The sequence below is a fragment of the Stenotrophomonas sp. PvP093 genome (assembly GCF_017876915.1).
GTDB classification, from domain to species: Bacteria; Pseudomonadota; Gammaproteobacteria; order Xanthomonadales; family Xanthomonadaceae; genus Stenotrophomonas; species Stenotrophomonas muris.
Genome location: NZ_JAGIOX010000004.1, coordinates 764,677 through 788,281, shown reverse-complemented (window position 1 = coordinate 788,281; position 23,605 = coordinate 764,677). Strand labels below are relative to the sequence as shown.

General features: G+C 67.4%; 13 protein-coding genes and 1 pseudogene. 8 read left to right on the top strand and 6 right to left on the bottom strand.

From position 1 onward, the window contains the following. Nucleotides 1–18 precede the first annotated feature (18 nt). Nucleotides 19–3,363 (top strand): GH92 family glycosyl hydrolase, encoded by a 3,345-nt coding sequence (locus tag J3A72_RS06295; RefSeq protein WP_075077183.1) that lies wholly within the window; start codon nucleotides 19–21, stop codon nucleotides 3,361–3,363. After that, on the top strand, nucleotides 3,360–4,103 hold the full coding sequence (locus J3A72_RS06290) for a basic secretory protein-like protein (RefSeq protein WP_032959489.1): 744 nt from the start codon (nucleotides 3,360–3,362) through the stop codon (nucleotides 4,101–4,103). Before J3A72_RS06295 ends, J3A72_RS06290 begins: the two co-directional genes overlap by 4 nt. A 531-nt stretch (nucleotides 4,104–4,634) precedes the next feature. Here J3A72_RS06290 and J3A72_RS06285 read toward each other — a convergent pair. Together J3A72_RS06285 and J3A72_RS06280 are read right to left on the bottom strand one after the other, a co-directional pair. Next, nucleotides 4,635–6,926 (bottom strand): NADP-dependent malic enzyme, encoded by a 2,292-nt coding sequence (locus J3A72_RS06285; protein WP_014648356.1) that lies wholly within the window; start codon nucleotides 6,924–6,926, stop codon nucleotides 4,635–4,637. A 230-nt stretch (nucleotides 6,927–7,156) separates the two neighbouring features. Continuing rightward, nucleotides 7,157–8,500: a dicarboxylate/amino acid:cation symporter gene (locus J3A72_RS06280; RefSeq protein WP_075077182.1), complete on the bottom strand. Its 1,344-nt coding sequence runs from the start codon at nucleotides 8,498–8,500 to the stop codon at nucleotides 7,157–7,159. A gap of 332 nt (nucleotides 8,501–8,832) precedes the next feature. On the opposite strand from J3A72_RS06280, the gene J3A72_RS06275 reads away from it, so the two are divergent. Then, a complete protein-coding gene (locus J3A72_RS06275) occupies nucleotides 8,833–10,002 on the top strand; it encodes a porin (RefSeq protein ID WP_032959491.1) in 1,170 nt (389 codons plus the stop codon). A gap of 66 nt (nucleotides 10,003–10,068) precedes the next feature. Further along, nucleotides 10,069–12,711 carry a PAS-domain containing protein gene (locus J3A72_RS06270; protein ID WP_075077181.1) on the top strand — a complete coding sequence of 881 codons (2,643 nt, stop codon included), beginning with the start codon at nucleotides 10,069–10,071 and terminating at the stop codon, nucleotides 12,709–12,711. 637 nt (nucleotides 12,712–13,348) lie between these two features. Here J3A72_RS06270 and J3A72_RS06265 read toward each other — a convergent pair. From J3A72_RS06265 to J3A72_RS06250, 4 genes are read right to left on the bottom strand one after another with little or no spacing between them, the layout of a single operon-like run. After that, a complete protein-coding gene (locus J3A72_RS06265) occupies nucleotides 13,349–13,999 on the bottom strand; it encodes a response regulator transcription factor (RefSeq protein ID WP_014648360.1) in 651 nt (216 codons plus the stop codon). Between the two features lie 28 nt (nucleotides 14,000–14,027). After that, nucleotides 14,028–15,083 carry an ABC transporter substrate-binding protein gene (locus J3A72_RS06260; RefSeq protein WP_075076343.1) on the bottom strand — a complete coding sequence of 352 codons (1,056 nt, stop codon included), beginning with the start codon at nucleotides 15,081–15,083 and terminating at the stop codon, nucleotides 14,028–14,030. Beyond that, the gene (locus J3A72_RS06255) at nucleotides 15,080–16,471 is read right to left on the bottom strand and encodes a sensor histidine kinase (RefSeq protein WP_075076357.1); all 1,392 of its coding nucleotides are present in this window, start codon (nucleotides 16,469–16,471) and stop codon (nucleotides 15,080–15,082) included. Before J3A72_RS06255 ends, J3A72_RS06260 begins: the two co-directional genes overlap by 4 nt. Then, nucleotides 16,464–17,153, bottom strand: a complete 690-nt coding sequence (locus J3A72_RS06250; RefSeq protein WP_005419188.1) for a response regulator transcription factor — start codon at nucleotides 17,151–17,153, stop codon at nucleotides 16,464–16,466. Before J3A72_RS06250 ends, J3A72_RS06255 begins: the two co-directional genes overlap by 8 nt. 244 nt (nucleotides 17,154–17,397) lie before the next feature. Between J3A72_RS06250 and J3A72_RS06245 the strand changes: the two genes are divergently transcribed. The 4 genes and pseudogenes from J3A72_RS06245 to J3A72_RS06230 all read left to right on the top strand — a co-directional run bounded on the left by J3A72_RS06245 (nucleotide 17,398) and on the right by J3A72_RS06230 (nucleotide 23,231). After that, complete coding sequence (locus tag J3A72_RS06245; RefSeq protein ID WP_032956563.1) at nucleotides 17,398–18,537, top strand: porin; 1,140 nt, start codon at nucleotides 17,398–17,400, stop codon at nucleotides 18,535–18,537. Nucleotides 18,538–18,612: 75 nt separating this feature from the next. Beyond that, nucleotides 18,613–19,941: a CitMHS family transporter gene (locus J3A72_RS06240; RefSeq protein WP_012481220.1), complete on the top strand. Its 1,329-nt coding sequence runs from the start codon at nucleotides 18,613–18,615 to the stop codon at nucleotides 19,939–19,941. A 24-nt stretch (nucleotides 19,942–19,965) separates the two neighbouring features. After that, complete coding sequence (gene phbB / locus J3A72_RS06235; protein WP_005419193.1) at nucleotides 19,966–20,706, top strand: acetoacetyl-CoA reductase; 741 nt, start codon at nucleotides 19,966–19,968, stop codon at nucleotides 20,704–20,706. A 228-nt stretch (nucleotides 20,707–20,934) separates the two neighbouring features. After that, nucleotides 20,935–23,231, top strand: a pseudogene (locus J3A72_RS06230) (TonB-dependent receptor). Nucleotides 23,232–23,605 lie beyond the last annotated feature (374 nt).

Below are 23,605 nucleotides of genomic sequence, written 5' to 3'. Positions count from 1 at the left end.
CTTCCGGGAGACCCTTGCATGACCCTGTCCGATCCGCGCCGCGCCCTGCTTCCACTCGCCCTGGCCCTGGCCTGTGCGACCACTGCGATGCCGGTGCTGGCACAGGGGCTGCAGACCTCGTTCGAGCCCGGCGAACCTGCCCCGACGCAGGCCGCGGGTGCACTTCAGGTCACGATCGGCAACGGCCCTGCGGCGCCTTACGCGGCCAAGCGCAACGCCGGCTACAGCGGCCTGCATGCACTGCGCTACAGCAGCGAAGGCGGCAGCGCGCGGCGCGAACTGTTCAAGGCCGACCTGCCCATCGAGGCCGATACCACGCTGTCGTGGCTGGTGCTGCCGGAGATCGTCGGCAAGGACACCGTCGCTTCGACCTATGTCTCGCTGGACCTGCTGCTGGACGATGGCAGCCGCGTGTCGGCCGGTGCGGCGCGCGACCAGCATGGGGTGGCGATCGGCGCACGCGCGCAGGGCGAATCGAAGACGCTGTACCCGCAACAGTGGGCGCGCAAGGCAGTGCGGCTGGGCGACGTACCCACGCTGAAGGGCCGCCGCGTGGTGGCGATCGAGCTGGAGGTGGCCAGTGCCGAGGGCGCGCCGGTCTCTGGCTGGATTGATGACGTGCGCCTGGACGCACAGCCGCGGCAGCAGCCACAGCGCGTCTCCGACTGGGTGCTGACCACCCGCGGCACCCAGGCCAACGGCACCTTCTCGCGCGGCAACAATTTCCCGGCCACGGCGGTGCCGCACGGCTTCAACTTCTGGACCCCGGTGACCGATGCCGGCGCACTGAACTGGCTGTACCGCTGGAACGAACAGAACGACGCACAGAACCGCCCGCAGCTGCAGGCGCTTGCGCTGAGCCACCAGCCCAGCCCGTGGATGGGTGACCGCCAGACCTTCCAGGTGATGCCCTCGGCCAGCCGTGGCGTGCCGGAGGCCGACCGCCGCAAGCGCGCGCTGTCGTTCGATCGCCGCCATGAAAGCGCGCGCCCCTACCGCTACGACGTGCGCTTCGACAACGGCATCGCTGCCACCATCGCGCCGACCGATCATGCCGCGTTGTTCCGCTTCGACTTTCCCGAAGGCGGTGACGCCAACCTGCTGTTCGACAACGTCGATGCACGTGGTGGCCTGACTCTGGATGCCGCCACACAGACGCTGTCGGGCTACACCGATACGCGCAGCGGCCTCTCCAACGGCGCCAGCCGCATGTACGTGGTGGCCAGCTTCGACAAGCCCTGGCGCAGCAGCGGCCGCCTCGACACCGGGCGCCCGACCGGCTACATCAAGTTCGATGCCGGCAGCGAGCGGCGGGTGACGATGCGCATCGCCACCTCGCTGATCTCGGTGGAGCAGGCGCGGCACAACCTCGCACTGGAAATCGCCGCCGCCGATACGCTGGAGAGCGTGGCCGGCCGCGCACAGGACGCGTGGGACGCGCGCCTGGCCCGCTTCGACATCGGCGATGCCAGCGACGACCAGAAGACCACGCTGTACTCCAGCCTGTACCGGCTGTACCTGTACCCGAATTCCGGCCACGAGAACGTGGGCAGCGCCGCCGCACCGGAGTGGCGCTACGCCAACCAGGCCAGCGCCAGCGATGACAACACCGAAGGCAGCGCGACCCGCAGTTACGCCGGCGTGCGCGATGGCAAGTTGTTCGTCAACAACGGCTTCTGGGACACCTTCCGCACCACCTGGCCGGCCTATGCACTGTTCACGCCCGACGATGCCGGCCAGCTAGTGCAGGGCTTCATCGAGCAGTACCGCGCCGGCGGCTGGATCGCACGCTGGTCGTCGCCGGGCTATGCGGACCTGATGGTCGGTACCAGCTCGGACGTGGCCTTCGCCGATGCGTGGCTGAAGGGCATCGGCGGTTTCGATCCGGCCGAGGCCTACGCCGCCGCGCTGAAGAACGCGACCGTGGTCCCGCCCGACCGCCATGTCGGCCGCAAGGGCATGGACCGTTCGACCTTCCGTGGCTACGCCAGCGCGGACGTGCATGAAGGCATGTCGTGGACGATGGAAGGCGCACTCAATGATTTCGGCATCGCCAACATGGCCGACGCGCTGGCCAAGCGTGCGACCACGCCGGCCGCACGAGAGCGCTACAGCACAGAGGCCGACTACTTCCGCTATCGCGCCGCCAGCTACACGACGATGTTCGATCCGGCCGCCGGCTTCTTCCAGGGCCGCACTGCCGATGGCCAGTGGCGCGTGGACGCGAAGAACTACGACCCGCGCGTGTGGGGCCACGACTACACCGAGTCCAATGGCTGGACCTTCGCCTTCACCGCTGCCCACGATGGCGAAGGCCTGGCCGCGCTGTACGGTGGCCGCGACAAGCTGGCGGCGAAACTGGATGCCTTCTTCGCCACGCCGGAAACCGCGGACCCGGCACTGGCCGGTTCCTACGGCGGCACCATCCACGAGATGACTGAGGCGCGCGACGTGCGCATGGGCATGTACGCGCACAGCAACCAGCCGGCGCACCACATCCCGTGGATGTACCTGTACGCCGGGCAGCCGTGGAAGACCCAGCAGCATGTGCGCGAGATCCTGTCGCGGCTGTACGTCGGCAGCGAGATCGGCCAGGGCTATCCGGGCGACGAGGACAATGGCGAGACCTCGGCGTGGTACGTGCTGGCCTCGCTGGGCCTGTACCCGCTGCGCATGGGCGCCCCGGAGTATGTGATCGGTTCGCCGGCCTTCCGCCACGCGCGGGTGGAACTGCAGGGCGGCGCGGTGCTGACCGTGAACGCGGCCAACAATTCGCGAGAGAACGTCTACGTGCAGTCGCTGAAGATCAACGGCACGCCCTGGACGAAGACCTGGGTGCCGCACGAGCTGATCGCCAGGGGCGCGACGCTGGACTTCGTGATGGGCCCGCAGCCGTCGCGCTGGGGCAGCGGCGTGGATGACGTGCCGCGCTCGCTGACCGCCCGTGGCCAGCGCCCGCAGCTGCTGCACGACCTGCTCGGCAGCGGCGCGAAGGCAACACTGGCCGATGGCCGCGCCCTGCCGGCGCTGGTCGATGACGATGCGGCCACCACCGTCGGCCTGGGTGGCGGCGCGACCATCGCACTGACCGGCCTGAGCAATGGCACGCCGACGATGTATACGCTGACCAGCGGTGACGGCCGCATCCAGGGCGGCGAATGGACGCTGGAAGCGCGCAATGGCAACGGCCACTGGACCGTGCTCGACCAGCGCAGCGGCGAAGCCTTCGAGTCTGCCCGCCAGACCCGTCCGTTCCGCATCGCCAGACCCGGTCGTTACAGCGAGTACCGGCTGCGCCTGGCCGCGCCGGGCCGGCTGCCGCTGGCGGAGATCGAACTGTTGGCGCCCAGCGCCGTACAATGAGCCCTATGCGCTACCGTCTGTTGCCTCTGGCCCTTGTTGCCCTTTCCTTCTCCAGCTTCGGCCAGACCCAGGCCTTTGATGCGCAGCTGACCCGCGACGGCGTGACGCTGAACTACCAGGACGCCCGTGGCGCCCTGGCCGCGCCGCAGCGCAAGCGGGTGATCGATACGTTCTACTTCGCCTACCTGCGCGAACGTGCGGACTTCCACCCGGCCGCGCCATCGATGGTGCGCATCGTGATCGATCCGGCCTACACCGGGATCGCCTTCGTCGGTGACAAGGACCAGGCGGCAACGATCACCATCAATCCGGGTTGGCTGGCGCAGCACCCCAACGACATCGACCTGGTCACCCATGAGGCCATGCACATCGTGCAGGGCTATCCGGGCCATGGCGACGCACGGGTGCCGGGTTGGCTGGTGGAGGGCATCGCCGACTACGCACGCGACCGCTACGGCATGGACAATGCCGCCGCGGGCTGGTCGCTGCCGGGCAAGGTCGAGAAGGGTCAGAACTTCGACAGCGGCTACCGGGTCACCGGTGCGTTCCTGAAATGGGCCGACGCCGAACACCCGGGCCTGGTGCTGGCACTGGACACGGCCCTGCGCGATGGCCGCTATGCACCGGCGCTGTGGCAGAAGCACACCGGCAAGGCACTGCCCGCACTGTGGGCCCAGTACGCCAAGCCGCGGTCGGATGCACCGCCGCCGGCCCCTGCACGCCGCGGCAAGCGGCGCTGACTGGCTGGTCAACTGGGAATTGGGGCGACTGGGTAGAGTCGACTGTTAGTCGACTGACTTTCGTACAGCCCCCGAAAACCCCGCGCTTCGCGCGATAGTCGACCAACGGTCGACTCTACCTCGCTGCTTTCTACGCCTCAGCGCGACTGCACGAAACCGGCGTACAGCGCGAACAGCTGCTGGAAATATCGCCGCGTGACTCGATTACGCATGACACCCTCGCCCATGAAAGTTGGTCGGGCCCAGGGTGGGAAGGCCGGTCCGGTCCCTTCCCACGGCCGGGCCGCGTGGGCGTATTGGGCCGCAACGGCGTTGCAGGGAAATGACCGGGCGGCGTAGCGCCTGTGGCAGGTTCGGCGGCCGTTGCGGCAAATGAAAACACCGGGCAATGCCCGGTGTTTTCACTTGCGCCGACGTCCAGCCGCGCCAGCGCCATCATTCTTCCGACCAGGAGCCCCTTCTTGTTGAAGGGGTGCGCCGAAGGCGGGGGTAGAGGAAGAATGCGTGGGCAGCGGAAGTGGGAAAGAAGGCTTATGCCTTCTTTTCCGCTTCCAGCTGCTTGCGGATCTGCGCATCGACCGCCGCGATCGCGGTCATGTTCAGGATCCGGCGCGAAGTGGCGCTGGTGGTCAGGATGTGCACCGGCTTGTTCACGCCCATCAGGATCGGGCCGATCGCCACGCCATCGGTGAACACGCGCACCAGGTTGTAGGCGATGTTGGCCGCTTCCAGGTTCGGCAGCACGAACAGGTTGGCGCGGCCCTGCAGGGTCGAGCCCGGCAGCAGCTTCTGGCGCAGCGCTTCATCCCATGCGGTGTCGCCCTGCATTTCGCCGTCCACGTTCAGGCGCGGGTTGCGCTTGAGCAGCAGCTCGCGCACCTGGCGCATCTTCAGCGCGTCCTTCGAATCGTGGCTGCCGAAGTTGGAGTGCGACAGCAGCGCGACCTTCGGCTCGATGCCGAACAACTTCATGCGGTAGGCCGCCTGCAGGGTCGCTTCGCACAGCTGCTCGGCGGTCGGGTCTTCCTGCACGTGGGTATCGACGAAGAAGAACACGCCCTGCTGGTTGATCACGCCGGTCATCGCCGAGGTCGAGGTGACCTTCGGCTCCAGCGGCAGCACGCTGCGCACGTAGCCCAGCTTCTTGTGGAAGCGGCCGACGATGCCGGTCAGCATCGCATCGGCTTCGCCGCGCGCCACCATCACTGCTGCGATCAGGGTCGGGCGCGAACGCATCAGGTTCTTCGCCGCGGCCACGGTCACGCCACGACGGCCGGTCAGGCCATGGTAGTACTGCCAGTATTCGTTGAAGCGCGGGTCATCGTTGATGTTGGTGACTTCAACGTTCTCGCCGATCTTCAGGCGCAGGCCGAGGCGTTCGATGCGCGACTCGATCACTTCCGGGCGGCCGATCAGGATCGGGTGCGCCAGGCCGTCATCGACCACGTTCTGCACCGCCTGCAGCACCACTTCCTCTTCGCCTTCGGCGTACACCACGCGCTGCTTGTCGCTGCGCGCGCGGTCGTAGACCGGCTTCATCATCAGGCTGGTGCGGTAGACGAACTGGGCCAGCTTGTCGCGGTAGGCGCCCATGTCGTCGATCGGGCGCGAGGCCACGCCCGAATCCATTGCGGCCTGGGCCACGGCGGCCGACAGCTCCACCAGCAGGCGACGGTCAAACGGACGCGGGATCAGGTATTCACGGCCGAAGCTCGGGGTGTCACCGCCATAGGCCGAGCCCATGTCGGTGGCGGCGCGGCGGGCCAGTGCAGCGATGGCACGCACGCAGGCGATCTTCATTTCCTCGTTGATCGCGGTGGCGCCCACGTCCAGCGCACCACGGAACAGGTACGGGAAGCACAGCACATTGTTGACCTGGTTCGGGTAGTCCGAACGGCCGGTGCCGATGATCGCGTCCGGACGGGCGGCGCGCGCCAGTTCCGGCATGATTTCCGGGGTCGGGTTGGCCAGTGCGAAGATCACCGGATCCGGCGCCATGGTCTTGACCATGTCGGCGGTCAGGATGCCCGGCGCCGACAGGCCCAGGAAGATGTCCGCGCCGTCGACGATCTCGGCCAGGGTGCGCTTGTCGGTGTCGCGCGCATAGCGCTGCTTTTCCGGATCCAGGTCGGTACGACCGGTGTGGATCACGCCCTCGCGGTCGAAGGCCAGGATGTTTTCCGGCTTCAGGCCCAGCTGCACCAGCATGTTCACGCAGGAAATGCCGGCTGCGCCCATGCCCGTGGTGGCCAGCTTCACGTCCTCGATCTTCTTGCCGGTGATCGCCATGGCGTTGAGCACCGCCGCGCCGACGATGATCGCCGTGCCGTGCTGGTCGTCATGGAACACCGGGATCTTCATGCGCTCGCGCAGCTTGCGCTCGACCACGAAGCATTCCGGCGCCTTGATGTCTTCCAGGTTGATGCCGCCGAAGGTCGGTTCCAGCGAGGCGATGATGTCGACCAGCTTGTCCGGGTCGGTCTCGTCGACTTCGATGTCGAACACATCGATGCCGGCGAACTTCTGGAACAGCACGCCCTTGCCTTCCATCACCGGCTTGCCGGCCAGCGCGCCGATGTTGCCCAGGCCCAGCACCGCGGTGCCGTTGGAGATCACCGCCACCAGGTTGCCGCGGGCGGTCAGCTCGCTGGCCTGCTGCGGGTCGGCCTTGATCGCTTCACAGGCGTACGCCACGCCCGGCGAATACGCCAGCGACAGGTCGCGCTGGGTCAGCATGGGCTTGGTAGCGGAAACCTTGATCTTTCCCGGCGGGGACATCCGGTGGTAATCGAGGGCGGCCTGTTTGAAATCTTCGTTGGACATCGATGTGGGTTACATGAATGGGCAGAAGGGACAGGGGATGATACCCCCGTTGGAGCGTCCGGACCTGTCGCTATCCTGTCGCAAGCATGCTGCGACCGCACAATTCCGTGCCGTATGCGACGGTACCGCGATGTCAGCTTCGGCGTTGCCCATGACAGCCATGGGACGCCCTGAAACGCCGCGGGGCCGTACCACTGTCGTGACCGGCCCCGCGGTACCACACACCTGGATCAGCCCTTGGCCGGCAGTGCCTCGGGCAGCGCATCGACCGGCGGCGGCAGTTCGCTTTCGCGGCCATCCAGCGCCAGCTTCAGGCGGTTGCGGTCCAGCGCGCCTTCCCAGCGCGAGACCACCACGGTGGCCACGGCATTGCCGATGAAGTTGGTCAGCGAGCGGCATTCGCTCATGAAGCGGTCCACGCCCAGGATCAGCGCCATGCCGGCAACCGGCACTTCCGGCACGACGGCCAGGGTGGCGGCCAGGGTGATGAAGCCCGCGCCGGTGACGCCGGCCGCGCCCTTGGAGCTGAGCATGGCGACCAGCAGCAGGGCGATCTGGTGGCCCAGGGTCAGTTCGGTGTTGGTGGCCTGGGCGATGAACAGCGCCGCCAGGGTCATGTAGATGTTGGTGCCGTCCAGGTTGAACGAGTAGCCGGTCGGGACCACCAGGCCCACCACCGACTTGCTGCAGCCGGCGCGTTCCATCTTCTCCATCAGCGACGGCAGCGCCGACTCCGACGACGAGGTGCCGAGCACCAGCAGCAGTTCGGCCTTCAGGTAGCGCGCCAGCTTGAACACCGAGAAGCCGCACAGGCGGCAGACCACGCCGAGGATCACCGCCACGAACAGGAAGGCGGTGAGGTAGAACGAGCCCACCAGCCAGGCCAGGTTGATCAGCGATCCGACGCCGTACTTGCCGATGGTGAAGGCGATCGCACCGAAGGCGCCGATCGGGGCGGCCTTCATCAGGATGTGCACCAGCTTGAACACCGGAGCGACCAGCGCCTCCAGGAAGTTCAGCACCGGCTTGCCCTTCTCGCCCACCATCGCCAGCGCGATGCCGAACAGCACGGCCACGAACAGCACCTGCAGGATGTTGCCGTCGACGAACGCGCTGAGCAGCGTCTTCGGGATGATGTCCATCAGGAAGCCGACCAGGGTCAGGTCGTGCGACTTCTCGACGTAGCTGTGCACCGCGGTCTGGTCCAGCTCGGCGGGGTTGATGTTCATGCCGGCGCCGGGCTGCACCACGTGCGCCACGATCATGCCGACGATCAGCGCCAGCGTGGAGAAGAACAGGAAGTACGCCATCGCCTTGGCAAAGATCCGGCCCACCGTACGCAGGTGGGTCATGCTGGCGATGCCGGTGACGATGGTGAGGAAGATCACCGGCGCGATGATCATCTTCACCAGGTTGATGAAGGCATCACCGAGCGGCTTCATCTTCTCGCCGATCAACGGCTCGTAATGGCCGAGGATGGCGCCCAGGACGATCGCCACGATCACCTGGAAGTACAGCTGGCGATAGATCGGCAACGGCTTTGCAGGCACCGGTGCTGCGGTCGGGATGTGCATGGCGGACTCCGGAAGGGGCGTTTTCAGGCACGTACGGCCCCGGAGCTGCACGGGAACCGTTACCGTGGAAACTGATCGCAGGCCCTGTGCAGCACGCACAGGAGGTGCGACCAATGGACGCCTTTGTACGCGCCAGGCACGCCAGCGCAGATAACCTATTGGTACTAGCCTCCCGGTTCAGGTGGCACAGGTGCCTACACTGGCGCCGCACCGCCCGATCCCGGGGAGGCTGGTGGCCCGGGCTGAACGGCTGGGTGAGTCTTTGCGAAAGTTCCGGCCCTTCCGGCCGTTGATGTCCTGTCCACACGCAATCTGAGAGAGCCGCACCCAACATGCGCCCGAATCCCACCTTGCTGGCCCTGTCGCTGGCCGCCCTTCCCGCCTTCGCCTCGGCCGCCGATTTCGACAACTGGCCGACCAAGTACACCTTCGGTGATGGCACCGAGCTGGCGGCCACCGCCAACATCGCCTACGACTACAATGACTTCTCCTCGGCCAGTGGCCTCGAGGACGACGATGCCGTGCGCCGCAAGGAATTCGGCGCGACGCTGAAAAAGAAGGGCGTCTACGATGCGATGGTCTACTACGACTTCCAGGCCGATACCTGGCTGGACGTGTTCGTGCGCTTCGAGAGCAAGGCCTTCTTCGGCCGTGACGTCGGCCGCTTCCGCTTCGGCTACATGAAGACCCCGGTCGGCCTGGATGCGAACACCTCTTCGCGTGCCGGCAGCTTCCTGGAAACCTCGCTGCCGGTGCAGGCCTTCTACGAAGGCCGCCGCACCGGCGTGGAGTGGGTGCTGGAGCGCCCGCAGTACCTGCTGCAGGCCGGGGCCTATGGCGGCAAGGACCTGCAGGGCGACAACCCCGGCACCACCCAGGCGGTGCGTGCGGTGTGGACGCCGGTGAAGGCACCAGGCGATGTGATCCACCTGGGCCTGGCCTACTCACAGGAAAACCCGCGTGGCTACAGCGATGGCCGCGACGTGCATCACGAGGCCAGCGCCCGCCTGCGCGCGCGCCCGGAAGCCGGCCTGACCGACATCCGCTACGTCGATTCCGGTGCGCTGGTCACTGCCGACCAGATCCGCCGCACCGGCCTGGAAGGCATCTGGATCCGGGGCCCGTTCTCGCTGCAGGCCGAAGCGCTGCGCGCTACGGTCACCCGTCATGACGGCAAGCCCGACTACACCGGCAGTGGCCAGTACGCGATGGCCAGCTGGGTGCTGACCGGCGAATCGCGCCCGTACAACGCCGGCGCGGTGGCCAACATCAAGCCGGCGCACAACTACGGCGCGGTCGAACTGCTGGCCCGATACAGCCGTCTCGACCTGGACGATGGCAGCATCCTCGGCGGCCGCCAGCACGACCTGACGCTGGGCGCGAACTGGTACCTGACCAGCCACTTCAAGTTCCAGGCCAACTACGTGAAGGTCGACGCCAGCCGTCGTGGCGTGCACAGCACGCCGGAGATCTTCGAACTGCGCGCGCAGATGCACTTCTGACCCCTTCCACGTCAGACCCCGGCGGGCGTGCACGCCACGCCCGCCGGCCCTGCGTAGACTGCCGCCATGTACTGGCTCAGCCGCCACCGGATGCTGTTGCTGACCCTGCTGGTGATGGTCGGCGGTACCGTGCTGTGCGCGGTCGCCGCCGGTCATTACGCCTGGCGGCGCGCGCTCGGCGAGGAAAGCAGCCAGGTGCAACGCCAGCTGCAGCTGTATGGCCAGGGCCTGCAACAGCGCATCGACCGCTTCGGCACCTTGCCGCAGGTGCTGGCACTTGACCCGGATCTGCTGCATGCACTGCGCGTGCCGCCCTCGCCCAGCGAACGGCAGCGGCTGAACCTCAAGCTGCAACGCGCCAACGAAGTCACCCGTGCCTCGACCCTGACCCTGGTCGGCCACGACGGTGTGGCGGTGGCGGCCGGCAACTGGGACCAGCCGACCACCAATGTCGGCGAGAACTACAGCTACCGCCCCTACTACCGCCAGGCGCTGGCGCAGGGCCGTGGCCGCTTCTACGGCATCGGCATGACCACCGGCGTGCCCGGGTATTACCTTTCGCAGGCCATCGAAGAAGACGGCAAGCGGCTGGGCGTGGTGGTGATCAAGGTCGAGTTGTCCGCGCTGGAACAGGAATGGCTGAGCAGCCCGGACGTGGTGCTGGCCAGCGACGACCACGACGTGGTGTTCCTGGCCAACCGGGACAGCTGGCGCTACCGGCTGCTGCGCCCGCTGGGAGCCGATGAGCGCCGCGAGATGCTGGACGCCCGCCAGTACGCCGACCGCGCATTGCAGCCCCTGCGCGCACGCACCGAAGACGTGCTGGCCGATGGCGGCCGCATGGTGCGCCTGCTGGATCCGGCGCTGCCGCAGCCGATGCTGTGGCAGAGCCTGCCGCTGCCCGCCGAAGGCTGGAACCTGCACCTGCTGCACGATGCCAGTGCCGCCACCGGCGCCGGCCGCGCCGCAGCACTCACCGGTGGCGCTGCATGGCTGGCGCTGGGCTTCCTGGTGCTGTTCGTGCAGCAGCGCCGGCGACTGGCCAAGCATCGCCTGCGAAGCCGCCGCGAGCTGGAAACCCTGCTCAAGCAGCATGCACAGGAACTGCGTACCGCGCAGGATGGCCTGCTGCAGGCCGCCACCGATGCCGACAGCGGCCTCAGCCGCAGCCTCGAACACCTGCCGCAGGGCGTGGTGGTGATCGACCGCGAACTGCGCCTGGTCGCGTGGAATTCGCGCTATCTGGAACTGTTCCGCTTCCCGCAGGACCTGGTTCGCGTCGGCCGGCCGATCGAGGAACTGTTCCGCTTCAACGCACGCCGTGGCCTGCTTGGTCCGGGCCCGGTCGATGAAGCCATCGAGCGCCGCCTGAACCACCTGCGCAGCGGCCGCCCGCACATGCGCGAGAGCGAAAAAGACGATGGCACCGTGCTGGAAATCCGCGGCAACCCGCTGCCCGACGGCGGCTTCGTCACCAGCTATGCCGACATCACCAGCTACAAGAACGCCGCGCGCGAACTGCGCTCGCTGGCCGATGCGCTGGAACACCGCATCGCCGAGCGCACCCATGACCTGGAAGAAGCACGCCGCGAAGCCGAGCAGGCCAACCGCTACAAGACGCGATTCGTCGCCTCGGCCGTGCACGACCTGCTGCAGCCGCTCAACGCGGCGCGCATGTTCGTCTCGGTGCTGCGCGGCAAGCTGGGCGACCCGGCGCAGCAGCAGACTGCGGACCACATCGATGCTGCGCTGGCCGCGCAGGATGCGATCCTCAACAGCCTGCTGGATATCGCGCGCCTGGAATCCGGCAGCCTGCCGACCCGAGTGCAGGCGTTCCGGCTCGGGCCTTTGCTGCAGACGCTGGCGCGCGAATTCGGCATCGCCGCACAGTCGCGTGGCCTGGTGGTCGACTGGGTCGATACCGATGCGGTGGTGGTCAGCGATGAAGCCCTGCTGCGCCGAATCCTGCAGAACTTCCTGTCCAACGCGCTGCGCTACAGCGAACGCGGCCGCGTGCTGCTCGGCTGCCGTCGCCGTGAAGGCATGCTGTGGATCGAGGTGCACGACCAGGGCCCCGGCATTCCCGACGCATTGCAGGGCGAGATCTTCGAGGAGTTCCGCCGCCTGCACGACGGCCAGCAGCGCGGCGCCGGCCTTGGCCTGGCCATCGTCGATCGCATCGGTCGCCTGCTTGGACATCCGATCCGGCTGCGCTCGCAGCTGGGCCAGGGCAGCGTGTTCGCGGTGGGCGTGCCGTTCGGCGAAGCCAGCGCGATTCCCGCTACTGCTCCCGTGCCGGTGCTGGTGCAGGAACCGGCGGCGGACAACCCGCTTCGCGGTCGCCGGGTGTGGGTGATCGACGACGATCCGCACGTGTGCGCGGCCAGCCGCGCGCTGCTGGAGCGCTGGGGCTGCGAGGTGGCGCTGGCCGATGGCCCACAGGCGGCGCTGCAGCTGGCAGCAACAGGCGCAGTACCGGAGCTGGTGCTGCTGGATGTGCGCATGGGCGATCACCATGGGCCGGTGCTGTACGAGACATTGGCCGAATTGTGGCAGGCCCGCCCGCCGGTAGTGCTGGTTACTGCCGAGCGCGATGCGGGATTGCGTGAGATGGCCGCCGAACGCGGCTGGGGGATGATGGCCAAGCCGGTGAAGCCGCCGGCGCTGCGGGCACTGATGAGTCAGTTGCTGATCCGCCATCGCGGGTAGTTTCCAGCCAACGGCGCAGCCCCTCGTGGGTGGTGTCTGGTTGGTCGCGGAAAGCAGAAGCCGTGGGTGGGCCGGTCGGGTTGGGTGCGCGGGGGACGCCGTGAATCCGTCCCTGGAGGCTTGGCAGCCGCTTGCTCGTGTGCGCTGTCCTGCGCACACGGCAAGACCGGGGTTGGGCGTCCTGCCCAACCCGCCCGAGGCATGCCTCGGGCCCATGCGGCTGACACCCCCGCGCACCCAACCCGACCGGCCTCCGACAGATTTCGGTGGCCTGCACCCACGGAGAAGAAAATAAGATCAAAAGCGGGTCGCGCGCTGCGCTTGCTCGTGTAGAGCCGAGCCCATGCTCGGCTTCACGGACCGGCCAGAAAGCAGCCGAGCGTGGGCTCGGCTCTGCAAAAAGCGGCCTGTCAGGCTGCCTTTGCTTTTGATCTTCTTTTCTCTTCCGTGGGTGGATGCGCACGGAACCTGTCCGTGGCCGGGCAGGTGGGCTGCGCAGGGGCGTGAGCCGCATGGATGCGGCGACCGAGCTTACATGGATGTACTTGCAGCGGCCCCTGTGCAGTCCATCTGCCCGGCCTCACCCATGAACTGCTCTACGTGTCCACCCACGAGGGGCTGCGCCGTTGGCTGGAAACTACAGCCCGATGCCGGCGTCGCCCTCGGGCTCCAGCGCCTTCACCAGCACCGCCGCCTGTGTGCGGCTGTGGCACTCGAGCTTCTTCAGGATGGCGGTGACGTGCACCTTCACCGTGTTCTCGGCCAGCCCCAGGGTGTAGGCGATCTGCTTGTTGAGCAGGCCGTCGGCCAGGCAGAGCAGCACGCGGAACTGCTGCGGGGTCAGCTGGGCCAGGCGGCTGGCCAGTAGTGCATCGGCCTCGGAACGCTCGGCGGCCATCGCCGGGAACCACAGGCCGCCATCGAGTACTGCCTGCACGGCCTCCCCGATGGTCTCGGCCGGCGCGGACTTCGGGATGAAACCGGCGGCGCCGAACTGCTGGGCACGGCGGATCACCCGCGGATGGTCGTTGGAGGAAAGGATCACCACCGGGATGTCCGGATGCGAGCCGCGCACGTGCAGCAGCGCGGAAAAACCGTGCGCGCCGGGCATGGTCAGGTCGAGCAGCACCAGGTCCACGTCCGGCTGTGCGTCGAGCGCCTCGGCCAGCGCATCGGCACTGGCCACCTCGCGCACCTGCGCCAGCGGCAGGCTCTGCCGCAAGGACTGCACCACCGCCGAACGCAGCAGCGGGTGGTCGTCGGCGATCAGGATGGTGTATTCGCTCATGCCGCCATTGTACGGGCAGGCCGGAGCCTCAGCGCCCCGCCGGCTCGACGCTGCTGCGCCAGGCATCGAGGAACTGGCGGCGCTTGAGCGCATCCAGGTACACCAGCAGGCCCGGGCCGAGCTGGATCGGACGCCGGCTGCGGCCGGGCGCATCGTCGCCACGTGCGTTGCCGGTCACGATCGGCATCAGCCGCGCCTCGCGCGACAGCACCTGCTGGCCACGGGGCGACAGCAGGTAGTCGAGGAAGCGCCGCGCTTCTTCCGGGTGTGGGCCGGTACGCGGAATCACCGCGGTACGCAGCACCACCAGCGTGTAGTCCTCAGGCTCGACGATGGCCAGTGGCGCGCCGGCATCGACACGTGCCTGCGCATAGGAACCAAGCACGTTGTAGACCAGCGACAGCTCGCCGCTGGCCACCTTGTCCAGCAGCACGCCGGTGCGCTCTTCGCGCACTACGTCGTTGTCGCCGAGCGCCCCCAGCAGCGCGCCGGCGATGCTGCCGCGCTGCGCATCCTGGGTTGCCAGCAGGTAGCCGACACTGCTGCGCTCGATGTCATAGGTGCCGACCCTGCCGCGCAGCGGTGCACCTTCGGCACGCAGCCGGTCCAGCAGCTGGCGGCGCGTGTGCGGCACCTTTGCCGACGGCAGTGCTCGAGTGTTGTAGACCATCACCACCGGCTCGTAGCTGATGCCGAAGGCCTCGTTGCGCCACTGCGCCCAGGCTGGCAGCGCAGCGGTCAGCGCCGAGCGATGTGGCAGCGCGTGGCCATCGTTGACCAGCTTGGTCTGCAGGTCCATGCCGCTGGAGATCAGCAGGTCCGGCGATGCCGGTCCACCGCGGTCGTGCAGGTAACGCGCGTACAGGTCCTGGGTGATGATGTCCTCGTACACCACCTCGGTGCCCGGGTGCAGCCGCTGGTAATCGGCAATCACCACCGCGAACACTTCGATGTCGGTAGTGCCGTGGATGCGCAGCTGCGCGGTGGCCGCCCCCTGTGCGGGAAAACGACGCACATCGCCGGGCGCGGCCAGCACCGGCAGGGCCAGCAGCAGGGCAACGGCCGTGGCAAACAGGCGGATCATGGACTGCTCCGTGGCAGGCGGATGGTGGCGATCAGCCCGCCCTGCGGGCGGTTGCTGAGGTCGATGCGGCCGCCGTGGCTGTCGACCACCCGCTTGACGATGGCCAGGCCCAGCCCGGCACCGCCGGATGGCGCGCCTTCGCCACGCGCGAAGCGCTCGAATACGCGTACGGCATCGGCAGCCGCGATGCCTGCGCCATGGTCGGCGATGGTCAGCACGGCCTGCCCGCTTTCCACGGTCAGCGCGATCTGCAACGGGCCGTCGCCGCCGTACTTCAACGCGTTGTCGACCAGGTTCTTGATTGCCTCGCGCAGCAGCAGCGCGTCGCCATGCACCTGCACCGGCTCGGCAGTCATCGCCAGTTGCACGCGCGGTGCCGGGCTTGCCTGCGGCAGTGCTTCATGCAACGCCTGGTGCACGGTCTCGGCCAGATCCACCGCCGCAAAGCGCTGCAGGTGCGAACGATGGATCACGCTGGCATCGCTGAGCAGCTGGTTGAGCAGCCGGCTCATATGCGTGGCGTTGCGCTCGATCGCCTGCAGGCTGCGTCGCATGTCCTCAGGATCGTCATCATCCAGCGCCAACTGCGCCTGAGCTCGCAATGCCGCCAGTGGCGTGCGCATCTGGTGTGCGGCCTCGGCCATGAACGCGCGCAGTGTCTCGTTGCTGCTGGACAGGCGTTCCATGAAGCGGTTCAACGCGGCCACCATCTGGTCCATCTCGCGCGGCACGCGGGCATCGAGCGGCTTCAGGTCGGACGGCTCGCGGCGCGACAGCTCGCGCTCCACCCGCACCAGCGGCCGGAACGCACGATGCACGCCGAACGCCACCAGCGCCAGCAGCAGCCCGGACAACACACCGATCGCCAGCAATGCACGATTGACCATGTCCTGCGCAACGGCTTCGCGCGCGCGCCGGGTCTGGCCCACCTGCACCTGCACCTCGCCCTGTGCCGAGGCCGCGGCGAAACTGCGGCCGACCACCACGAAGCGCACGGTTTCGCCGCTGTAGGGGGCGTCGAACAGCTGCGGCTGGGTACCGGGCCTGCGCGGCGGTGTCGGCAGATCACCGTAGCCGGTGATCAGCGTGCCGCGGCTGTCGGCCACCCGGTAGAACACGCGGTCCTCCGGCGCCATCGCCAGCAGGTCCAGCGCCGCATAGGGCAGATCGACCTGCCACTGGCCGTCGACCAGGGCCACCGAATCGGCAATGGACAGCGCCGAGGACACCAGCAGGTGATCGTAGGATCGGTTGGCGGCGCGCTGGCCGTAATCGCGCGCGGCGAACAGCAGGGCCACCGCGAACACCGCCAGCAGCACGCCGAGGTAGAGCAGCAGCGTGCGCCGCAGCGAACCCGGCGCCGCAGTCGCAGCACGCGTGTCAGCCATCGGCGTCGGCATGGGTATCGCTGGCTTCCAGCAGGTAACCGACGCCACGCACCGTGGTGATGCGCAGCGGCGCGCCCGCCAGCTTCTTTCTCAGGCGACCAACGTACAACTCGATGGCATTCGGGCCCGCTTCGTCATCGAAACCAAACAGGCCGTTGCCGATCTCGTCCTTGCCGACCACCTGGCCAAGACGGCCGACCAGGATCTCCAGCAGGCGGTACTCGCGATTGGGCAGTTCGATCGGCTCCCCGTCGAGGCTGACCCGGTGCGCCGCGTTGTCGAACTGGAAGCCGCCAATCTGCACCACTTCGCTGGCCTGGCCGCGCGCACGCCGCAGCAGCACGCGGCAGCGCGCTTCGAACTCGCGGAAATCAAACGGCTTGCCCAGGTAGTCGTCGGCCCCCACATCCAGCGCCTGCACGCGATCTTCGATGCCGTCACGCGCGGTCAGCATCAGCACCGGCGTGCTGTCACCGCGCTCGCGCATGCCGGCCAGCACGCGCAGGCCATCGAGCTTGGGCAGGCCGATGTCCAGCACCACCAGGTCGAAGCTCTGGTAGCGCAGCACGCTGGCAGCGGCCAGGCCATCGGCCTGCCAGTCCACGGCGTGCCCGCTGCGGCGCATCCGGCGGATGATCGCATCGGCCAGATCCGGATTGTCTTCGACCAGCAGCAGGCGCATGGGCACTCGCGTGGGAGGGGAACCGAATGCTACCGCATGCCGCCGCTGGGCTCGCCGGGCGCGGCACGGCGAGCCCAGCGGCCTGTGCTTTTCGCTGCACCGCACAATCCGTTGACAGGACGATGACAGCTTGCCCGACCCAGACTGCGGCCGCGCACCGTCCGGTGCCCACGATTGCCGCGCGCCTGGCGCGCACCTGGGAGGGTTTGTGGAATTCACGTTTGCCTGGCGGCGTCCTGCCGCCATGATGGCGCTGGCTGTCCTGTCGGTGCCGGCCTTCGCCGCCGAAGACGACCGTCCGGTCACCGCCACCCTGGGTGGCCGCCTGCACCTGGACTTCGCCACCTTCGACAACGACAACCGCGGAACGCCGAACAAGGATGACACCGAGATCCGCCGTGCATGGGTCGATGTGTCCGGCAAGTTCTTCGTGGTCGACTACAAGCTGGAAGCCGACTTCTCCGGCGACCGCGTCGAGGCCAAGGATGTCTACCTGGCCCGCAGCTTCGGCAAGGCGGGCAAGCTGACCGTGGGCCAGTTCAAGCAGTATTTCTCGCTGGATGACCGTACCAGCTCCAACTACGGCAGCTTCCTGGAGCGCGGCAACGCCGGCACCACGCTGGCGCCGCTGTACCGCCTGGGTGCGTCCTGGCAGGCCAACCCGGGCGACTTCACCTGGGCGGCCAGCCTCTACAGCCTGGAGAGCATCGACGCCTGGCAGGTGAAGGGTCGCGCGGCGGGTGGTCGCGTCACCTGGGCGCCCTCGCCCAGCGACGGCGACGTGCTGCACCTGGGCCTGTCGCTGGCCCGCGAGGCGTACGACAACCCCGGCGCCAATGGCGTGCCCGGCCTGCGCATCCGCCCGCGCCCGGCCGGCCACCTGTCCGACGAGAGCCGCCTGACCCTGGTCGACTTCTCCGCCGGCCGCGATACCGACGTCAACAAGTGGTCGCTGGAATACGCGCAGGTGCGCGGCCCGCTGTCGTGGCAGGGCGAGTTCAGTGGCGCCACCTTCGATGACGGCGCCCAGCGCGGCGACGTGATGGCCGCCTACGGCATGCTCAGCTGGTTCGTCACCGGCGAAAGCCGCGCCTATGACCGCAAGACCGGACGCTTCGCGCGGGTGAAGGACATCCGCCACAAGGCCGGTGCATTCGAAGTGGCGCTGCGCTACGACCAGATGTGGGGCGCGCAGCACCTTGATGGCGCGCCGGACCTGCGCCGCGGCAGCACCGAAGCCTGGACGCTGGGCGGCAACTGGTACCTGCGCGACAACCTGCGCTTCATGCTCAACGTGATCGAAAGCCGCAACCGCGACCGCCTGGCCGGGGTCACGGTGGACCGCACCCGCGCGGTCACCGGCCGCCTGCAGTACGACTTCTAGGCCTGACATTCCGGGCGCGCGGCGCCCGGCCCCTTCCACTCCCCACGTCCTGTTTTCGCAAGGAGTCCGCAGATGATGCTGAGCATCCTCGGCTTTGGCATGGTCATTACGTTCATGTACTTGATCATGAGCAAGCGCCTGTCGCCGCTCGTCGCCCTGATCACCATTCCCATCCTGTTCGCGCTGATCGGTGGCTTCGGTGCCGGCATCGACGAGATGATGCTGGAGGGCATCAAGAAGATCGCGCCGACCGGCGTGATGCTGATGTTCGCCATCCTCTACTTCGGGGTGATGATCGATGCCGGCCTGTTCGATCCACTGGTGCGGGTGATCCTGCGCTTCGTCAAGGGCGATCCGATGAAGATCGTGCTTGGCACCGCCGTGCTGGCGATGCTGATCTCGCTCGATGGCGACGGTTCGACCACCTACATGATCACCGTCTCGGCGATGCTGCCGCTGTACCAGCGGCTGGGCATGAACGCGCTGAACATGACCTGCGTGACCATCCTCGCCGGCGGCGTGATGAACCTGACCCCGTGGGGCGGCCCGACCGCACGCGCGGCCACTGCGCTGCACGTGGACCCGGCCGATGTGTTCGTGCCGCTGATCCCGTCAATGGTGATCGCCTGTGCCGGCGTGCTGCTGCTGGCCTGGTACCTGGGCTTGAAGGAACGCCGTCGCCTCGGCGTGGTGACCCTGCCCAAGGGCGGCAGCTGGATGGACAACAGCGTGTCCGATGACAGCAATCCGCTGCCGACCGTGGAAGACGCCGAGGACATCAAACGGCCGAAGCTGCTGTGGGTGAACCTGGCCCTGACGGTGGCGCTGATGACCGCGCTGATCATCGGCGTGCTGCCGATGCCGGTGCTGTTCATGGTCGGCTTCGCCATCGCCCTGGTGATCAACTACCCGAACCTGGCCGAGCAGCGCCGCCGCGTGGTCAACCACGCCGGTAACGTGCTGTCGGTGGTGTCGCTGATCTTCGCCGCAGGCATCTTCACCGGCATCCTCAACAACACCGGCATGGTCGAAGCGATGTCGCACAGCTTCCTGGCGGTGATTCCGGAGTCGTGGGGCCCGTACCTGGCGGTGATCACCGCGGTGGCGTCGATGCCGTTCACCTTCTTCATGTCCAACGACGCGTTCTACTTCGGCGTGCTGCCGATCCTGTCCGAGGCCGCCGGCAACTACGGCATCACTCCGGTGGAAATGGCGCGCGCCTCGCTGGCTGGCCAGCCGGTGCACCTGCTCAGCCCGCTGGTGCCGTCCACCTACCTGCTGGTGGGCCTGGCCAAGGTCGAATTCGCCGACCACCAGAAGTTCACCCTGAAGTGGGCCATCGCCATCTCGATGCTGCTGATGGTCGGCAGCCTGCTGTTCGGCCTGTATCCCCTCGCCGCCTGACCCTTTGCCAAGGAGCCTTCTGCAATGACGCTTCGAATCGCTTACGTCACCAGTGGAATGGGCAGTGTCGGCACTGCCATCTGCCAGAGCCTGGCCCGCAGCGGCCACACCGTGGTTGCCGGCTGCGCGCCGAACTCGCCGCGCAAGGCCAACTGGCTGCGCGAGCAGCGCGAACAGGGCTTCGACTTCATCGCCTCCGAAGGCAACGCGACCGACTGGGCCTCGACCAGCGCCGCGTTCGCCAAGGTCCGCGCCGAAGTGGGTGAGGTCGATGTACTGGTCAACAACTCCGGCGGCAGCCGCGACCTGCTGTTCCGGCAGATGACGGTGGAGGACTGGAACGCGGTGATCGCCTCCAACCTCAATGCGCTGTTCAACCTGACCAAGCAGGTGGTCGACGGCATGGCCACGCGGGGCTGGGGCCGCATCATCAACATCGGCTCGGTCAGCGCCCACAAGGGCCAGATCGGCCAGGTGAACTACGCCACCGCCAAGGCCGCGATGCATGGCTTCAGCCGTGCGCTGGCCGCCGAGGTGGCTTCGCGCGGCGTCACCGTCAACACGCTGTCGCCGGGCTACATCGCCAGCCAGGCGATCAGCAGCTTCCCGCCGGATGTACTGGACCGGCTGGCGGCCTCGGTGCCGGTGCGCCGCCTGGGTCGCCCCGAGGAAGTGGCCGGCCTGTGCGCCTGGCTGGCCTCGGATGAAGCCTCGTACGTGACCGGCGCCGACTATCCGGTCAACGGTGGCCTGTACATGGGGTAAGCCAGTCTCCACGCTGCGCGTGGACCGCCTCCCCCACGGAGTGCGCGGGGCCGGTGAACCTTTGCTTGCGAAGGGAATCCGGCCCCTTTTTTCATCCGGCTGCGGGACCTGCGCGGGTGCCCTGCACCATTCGTTGGTTTTCCGTAAAGAAGGTTTCATGTTCCGTTCGCATAGTGGCCCTGCACCGCGCACGCGTGCCGGTGATCACCCCCCATGCAACGGACCACCATGCAGACCCGACACCTGACGATCGCCGTAGCGATCGTGCTCTCCGCCGCCGCCAGCGCCCATGCCGCCACCACCGCCGATACCGGCGCCAGCACCGATGCCGCGCTGAGCGCGCAGACGCTGGATACCGTCTCTGTGATCGGCCAGGGCGAGACCGCCAGGTGCAGCGCATCACTGCCGTGGACAAGCAGGTGCTGCCGCCGGGCACCAGTGGCCAGAAGATCCTCGATCGCCTTCCGGGCGTGTCGGTGCAGTCCAACGATGCCTTTGGCGCCAACGAGGAATCGCAGACCATCAGCCTGCGCGGCTTCGACAAGAGCCGCCTGGGCTACACGCTGGACGGCATCCCGCTGGGCGACAACAGCTACGGCAATTACAACGGCCTGAGCATCGCCCGCGCGATCATCGCCGAGAACCTGGCCGGCGCCGAACTGTCGCAGGGCATTGGTTCGCTGGGCGTGGCCTCGACCAGCAACCTGGGCGGCACCATCCAGTATTTCTCGATGGATCCGTCCACCGAATTCGGTGGCCGCGCCAGCGTCACCGTCGGCGACAACAACCAGCGCCGCGGCTACCTGCGCGTGGACACCGGCGACCTCAACGGCTTCTCGGCCTATGTGTCCGGCGTGCACCAGGACCAGGACATGTGGGCCGCGCCGTACCAGAACCAGACCACCCGCCAGTTCAATGCCAAGGCAGTGTGGAACGTTGGCGACCACCGTTTCGGTGCGTTCGCGGCGACCTCGCGCGCCAGCCAGGCCAACTATGCCTACCTGTCCAAGGACATGCTGGCACGCGGACTGGGATATGACTGGAACATCTACGCGCCGGACTGGGATCGCGCCGTCGCCGCCGCGTACTGCGCGCCTGGCACCTACAACAAGGCGCGCTGCAAGTTCAGCGGCGGCGTCAACAGCATCGACGATGCGTACTACCAGAGCCGTGCGCTGCGCGACGACAACCTGTACTCGGTCGATGCCGACCTGCGCCTGGGCGAGCAGGGCCGCCTGAAGCTGCTGGCCTACCACCACGACAACCGTGGCCAGGGCCACTGGTGGGCACCGGGCCAGCCGTCCTACCCGGGTACCGACAGGATGCTGCCGATCTCGATCCGCAGCACCAACTACACGATCAACCGCGATGGCCTGACCGCCGCGCTGTCGTGGACGGTGGGCATCCACGAGCTGGAAGCCGGCCTGTGGTACGAGCAGAACGACCATAACGTGTCGCGCAACTTCTACTACATCAGCGGCCCGTTCCTGGACGACCTGTACCTGAAGAACCCCGACCGCTTGCTGTTCAACCAGGACTTCGACATCCGCACGCGCCAGTTCTACGTGCAGGACCGCATGCGCTTCCTGGACCAGCGCCTGACCGTAGACGTGGGCATCAAGAGTCCCAACACCCGCATGCGCGCCACCGCGCAGCCCGGCGTTGAAACCCGCATTGCGTCGGGCACACTGACCGCCAAGGAATCGGTGCTGCCGCAGGTAGGCCTGGGCTTCAAGCTCAACGCCAACAACGAGCTGTTCGCCTCCTACGCCGAGAACATCGCCGCCTTCGTCGGCGGTGGCAGCGGCGGCCCGCTGCAGGTGTCGCCGGAATCGTTCGCGGCCAGCGCCGGGCTGGAGCCGGAGAAGTCCAAGAGCCTGGAAGCCGGCTTCCGCACTTTCGGTGAGAAGTACCAGGCCTCGATCGCTGCATACAACGTCAAGTTCGACAACCGCCTGCTGTCGCTGAACCCGTGTTCGAGCATCGAAGTCGGCACGCGCCCGGAGTGCGTGACGCGCTTCATCAACGTCGGTTCGGTGAAGAGCCATGGCGCGGAACTGACTTTCATCCTCAAGCCGATTGATGGCCTGCAGTGGTACAACGCGCTGTCCTGGAACAAGACCACCTACGAGGATGACTACACCTCGGGCGGTGCGATCGTTCCGGTGGCCGGCAAGATCACGGTGGATACGCCGCAGCGCATGGCCTCCAGCGAGATCAGCTGGAACCGCGACGGCTTCTTCGCCAGCCTGCGTGCGAAGTACACCGGCAAGCGCTACTACACCTACACCAACGACCAGTCGGTGCCGGGCGTGACCACCTTCGACGCCGGTGCGGGCTACGATTTCGGCCCGGGCCTGGGCCTGCGCAACGTGCGGGTGTCGTTGAACGCGACCAACCTGACCAACAAGCGCTACGCCGGCCAGCTGAGTTCGTTCGCACCGACCGATCCGAAGGGCACGCGCTATGCGATCCATGCGAGCGCACCGCGGCAGTTGTTCATGACGGTGGCGGCGGAGTTCTAAGTCAGAAGCGGGCGCTGCGGCGCATTGAGTGTTCCTGCATGGCGCAGGTAGGCAGGCCCATGCAGGACACGCCGTAAACCCGTCCTTGGGGGCTCGATGGCGCCATCCATGGCGCCAACGGTCCTGCATGGGCCTGCCTACCCGCGCTCGACAATTCCCAGCGCCGGCGCGGAGGCAATGGAAAGCAAGAGCAAAAGCAAAGAGCCGGGCATTGCCCGGCGCTTTGCTTTTCAAGCTTTTCAAACGCAATCCCTCTGGTGGACCTGCTGCCGCGCCCGCAGGAAATTGTCTGGAGAAGGCGGGGCACCCTGGTCAGGACCGTTGGCGCCATGGATGGCGCCATCGAGCACCATGGAGGGGCTTTTGCGTGTCCT

Bases quoted from the DNA above. Each gene is read 5' to 3' on its own strand.
- J3A72_RS06295 (WP_075077183.1), top strand. From the start codon at position 19: ATGACCCTGTCCGATCCGCGCCGCGCCCTGCTTCCACTCGCCCTGGCC.
- J3A72_RS06290 (WP_032959489.1), top strand. From the start codon at position 3,360: ATGAGCCCTATGCGCTACCGTCTGTTGCCTCTGGCCCTTGTTGCCCTT.
- J3A72_RS06285 (WP_014648356.1), bottom strand. From the start codon at position 6,926: ATGTCCAACGAAGATTTCAAACAGGCCGCCCTCGATTACCACCGGATG.
- J3A72_RS06280 (WP_075077182.1), bottom strand. From the start codon at position 8,500: ATGCACATCCCGACCGCAGCACCGGTGCCTGCAAAGCCGTTGCCGATC.
- J3A72_RS06275 (WP_032959491.1), top strand. From the start codon at position 8,833: ATGCGCCCGAATCCCACCTTGCTGGCCCTGTCGCTGGCCGCCCTTCCC.
- J3A72_RS06270 (WP_075077181.1), top strand. From the start codon at position 10,069: ATGTACTGGCTCAGCCGCCACCGGATGCTGTTGCTGACCCTGCTGGTG.
- J3A72_RS06265 (WP_014648360.1), bottom strand. From the start codon at position 13,999: ATGAGCGAATACACCATCCTGATCGCCGACGACCACCCGCTGCTGCGT.
- J3A72_RS06260 (WP_075076343.1), bottom strand. From the start codon at position 15,083: ATGATCCGCCTGTTTGCCACGGCCGTTGCCCTGCTGCTGGCCCTGCCG.
- J3A72_RS06255 (WP_075076357.1), bottom strand. From the start codon at position 16,471: ATGGCTGACACGCGTGCTGCGACTGCGGCGCCGGGTTCGCTGCGGCGC.
- J3A72_RS06250 (WP_005419188.1), bottom strand. From the start codon at position 17,153: ATGCGCCTGCTGCTGGTCGAAGACAATCCGGATCTGGCCGATGCGATC.
- J3A72_RS06245 (WP_032956563.1), top strand. From the start codon at position 17,398: ATGATGGCGCTGGCTGTCCTGTCGGTGCCGGCCTTCGCCGCCGAAGAC.
- J3A72_RS06240 (WP_012481220.1), top strand. From the start codon at position 18,613: ATGCTGAGCATCCTCGGCTTTGGCATGGTCATTACGTTCATGTACTTG.
- phbB (WP_005419193.1), top strand. From the start codon at position 19,966: ATGACGCTTCGAATCGCTTACGTCACCAGTGGAATGGGCAGTGTCGGC.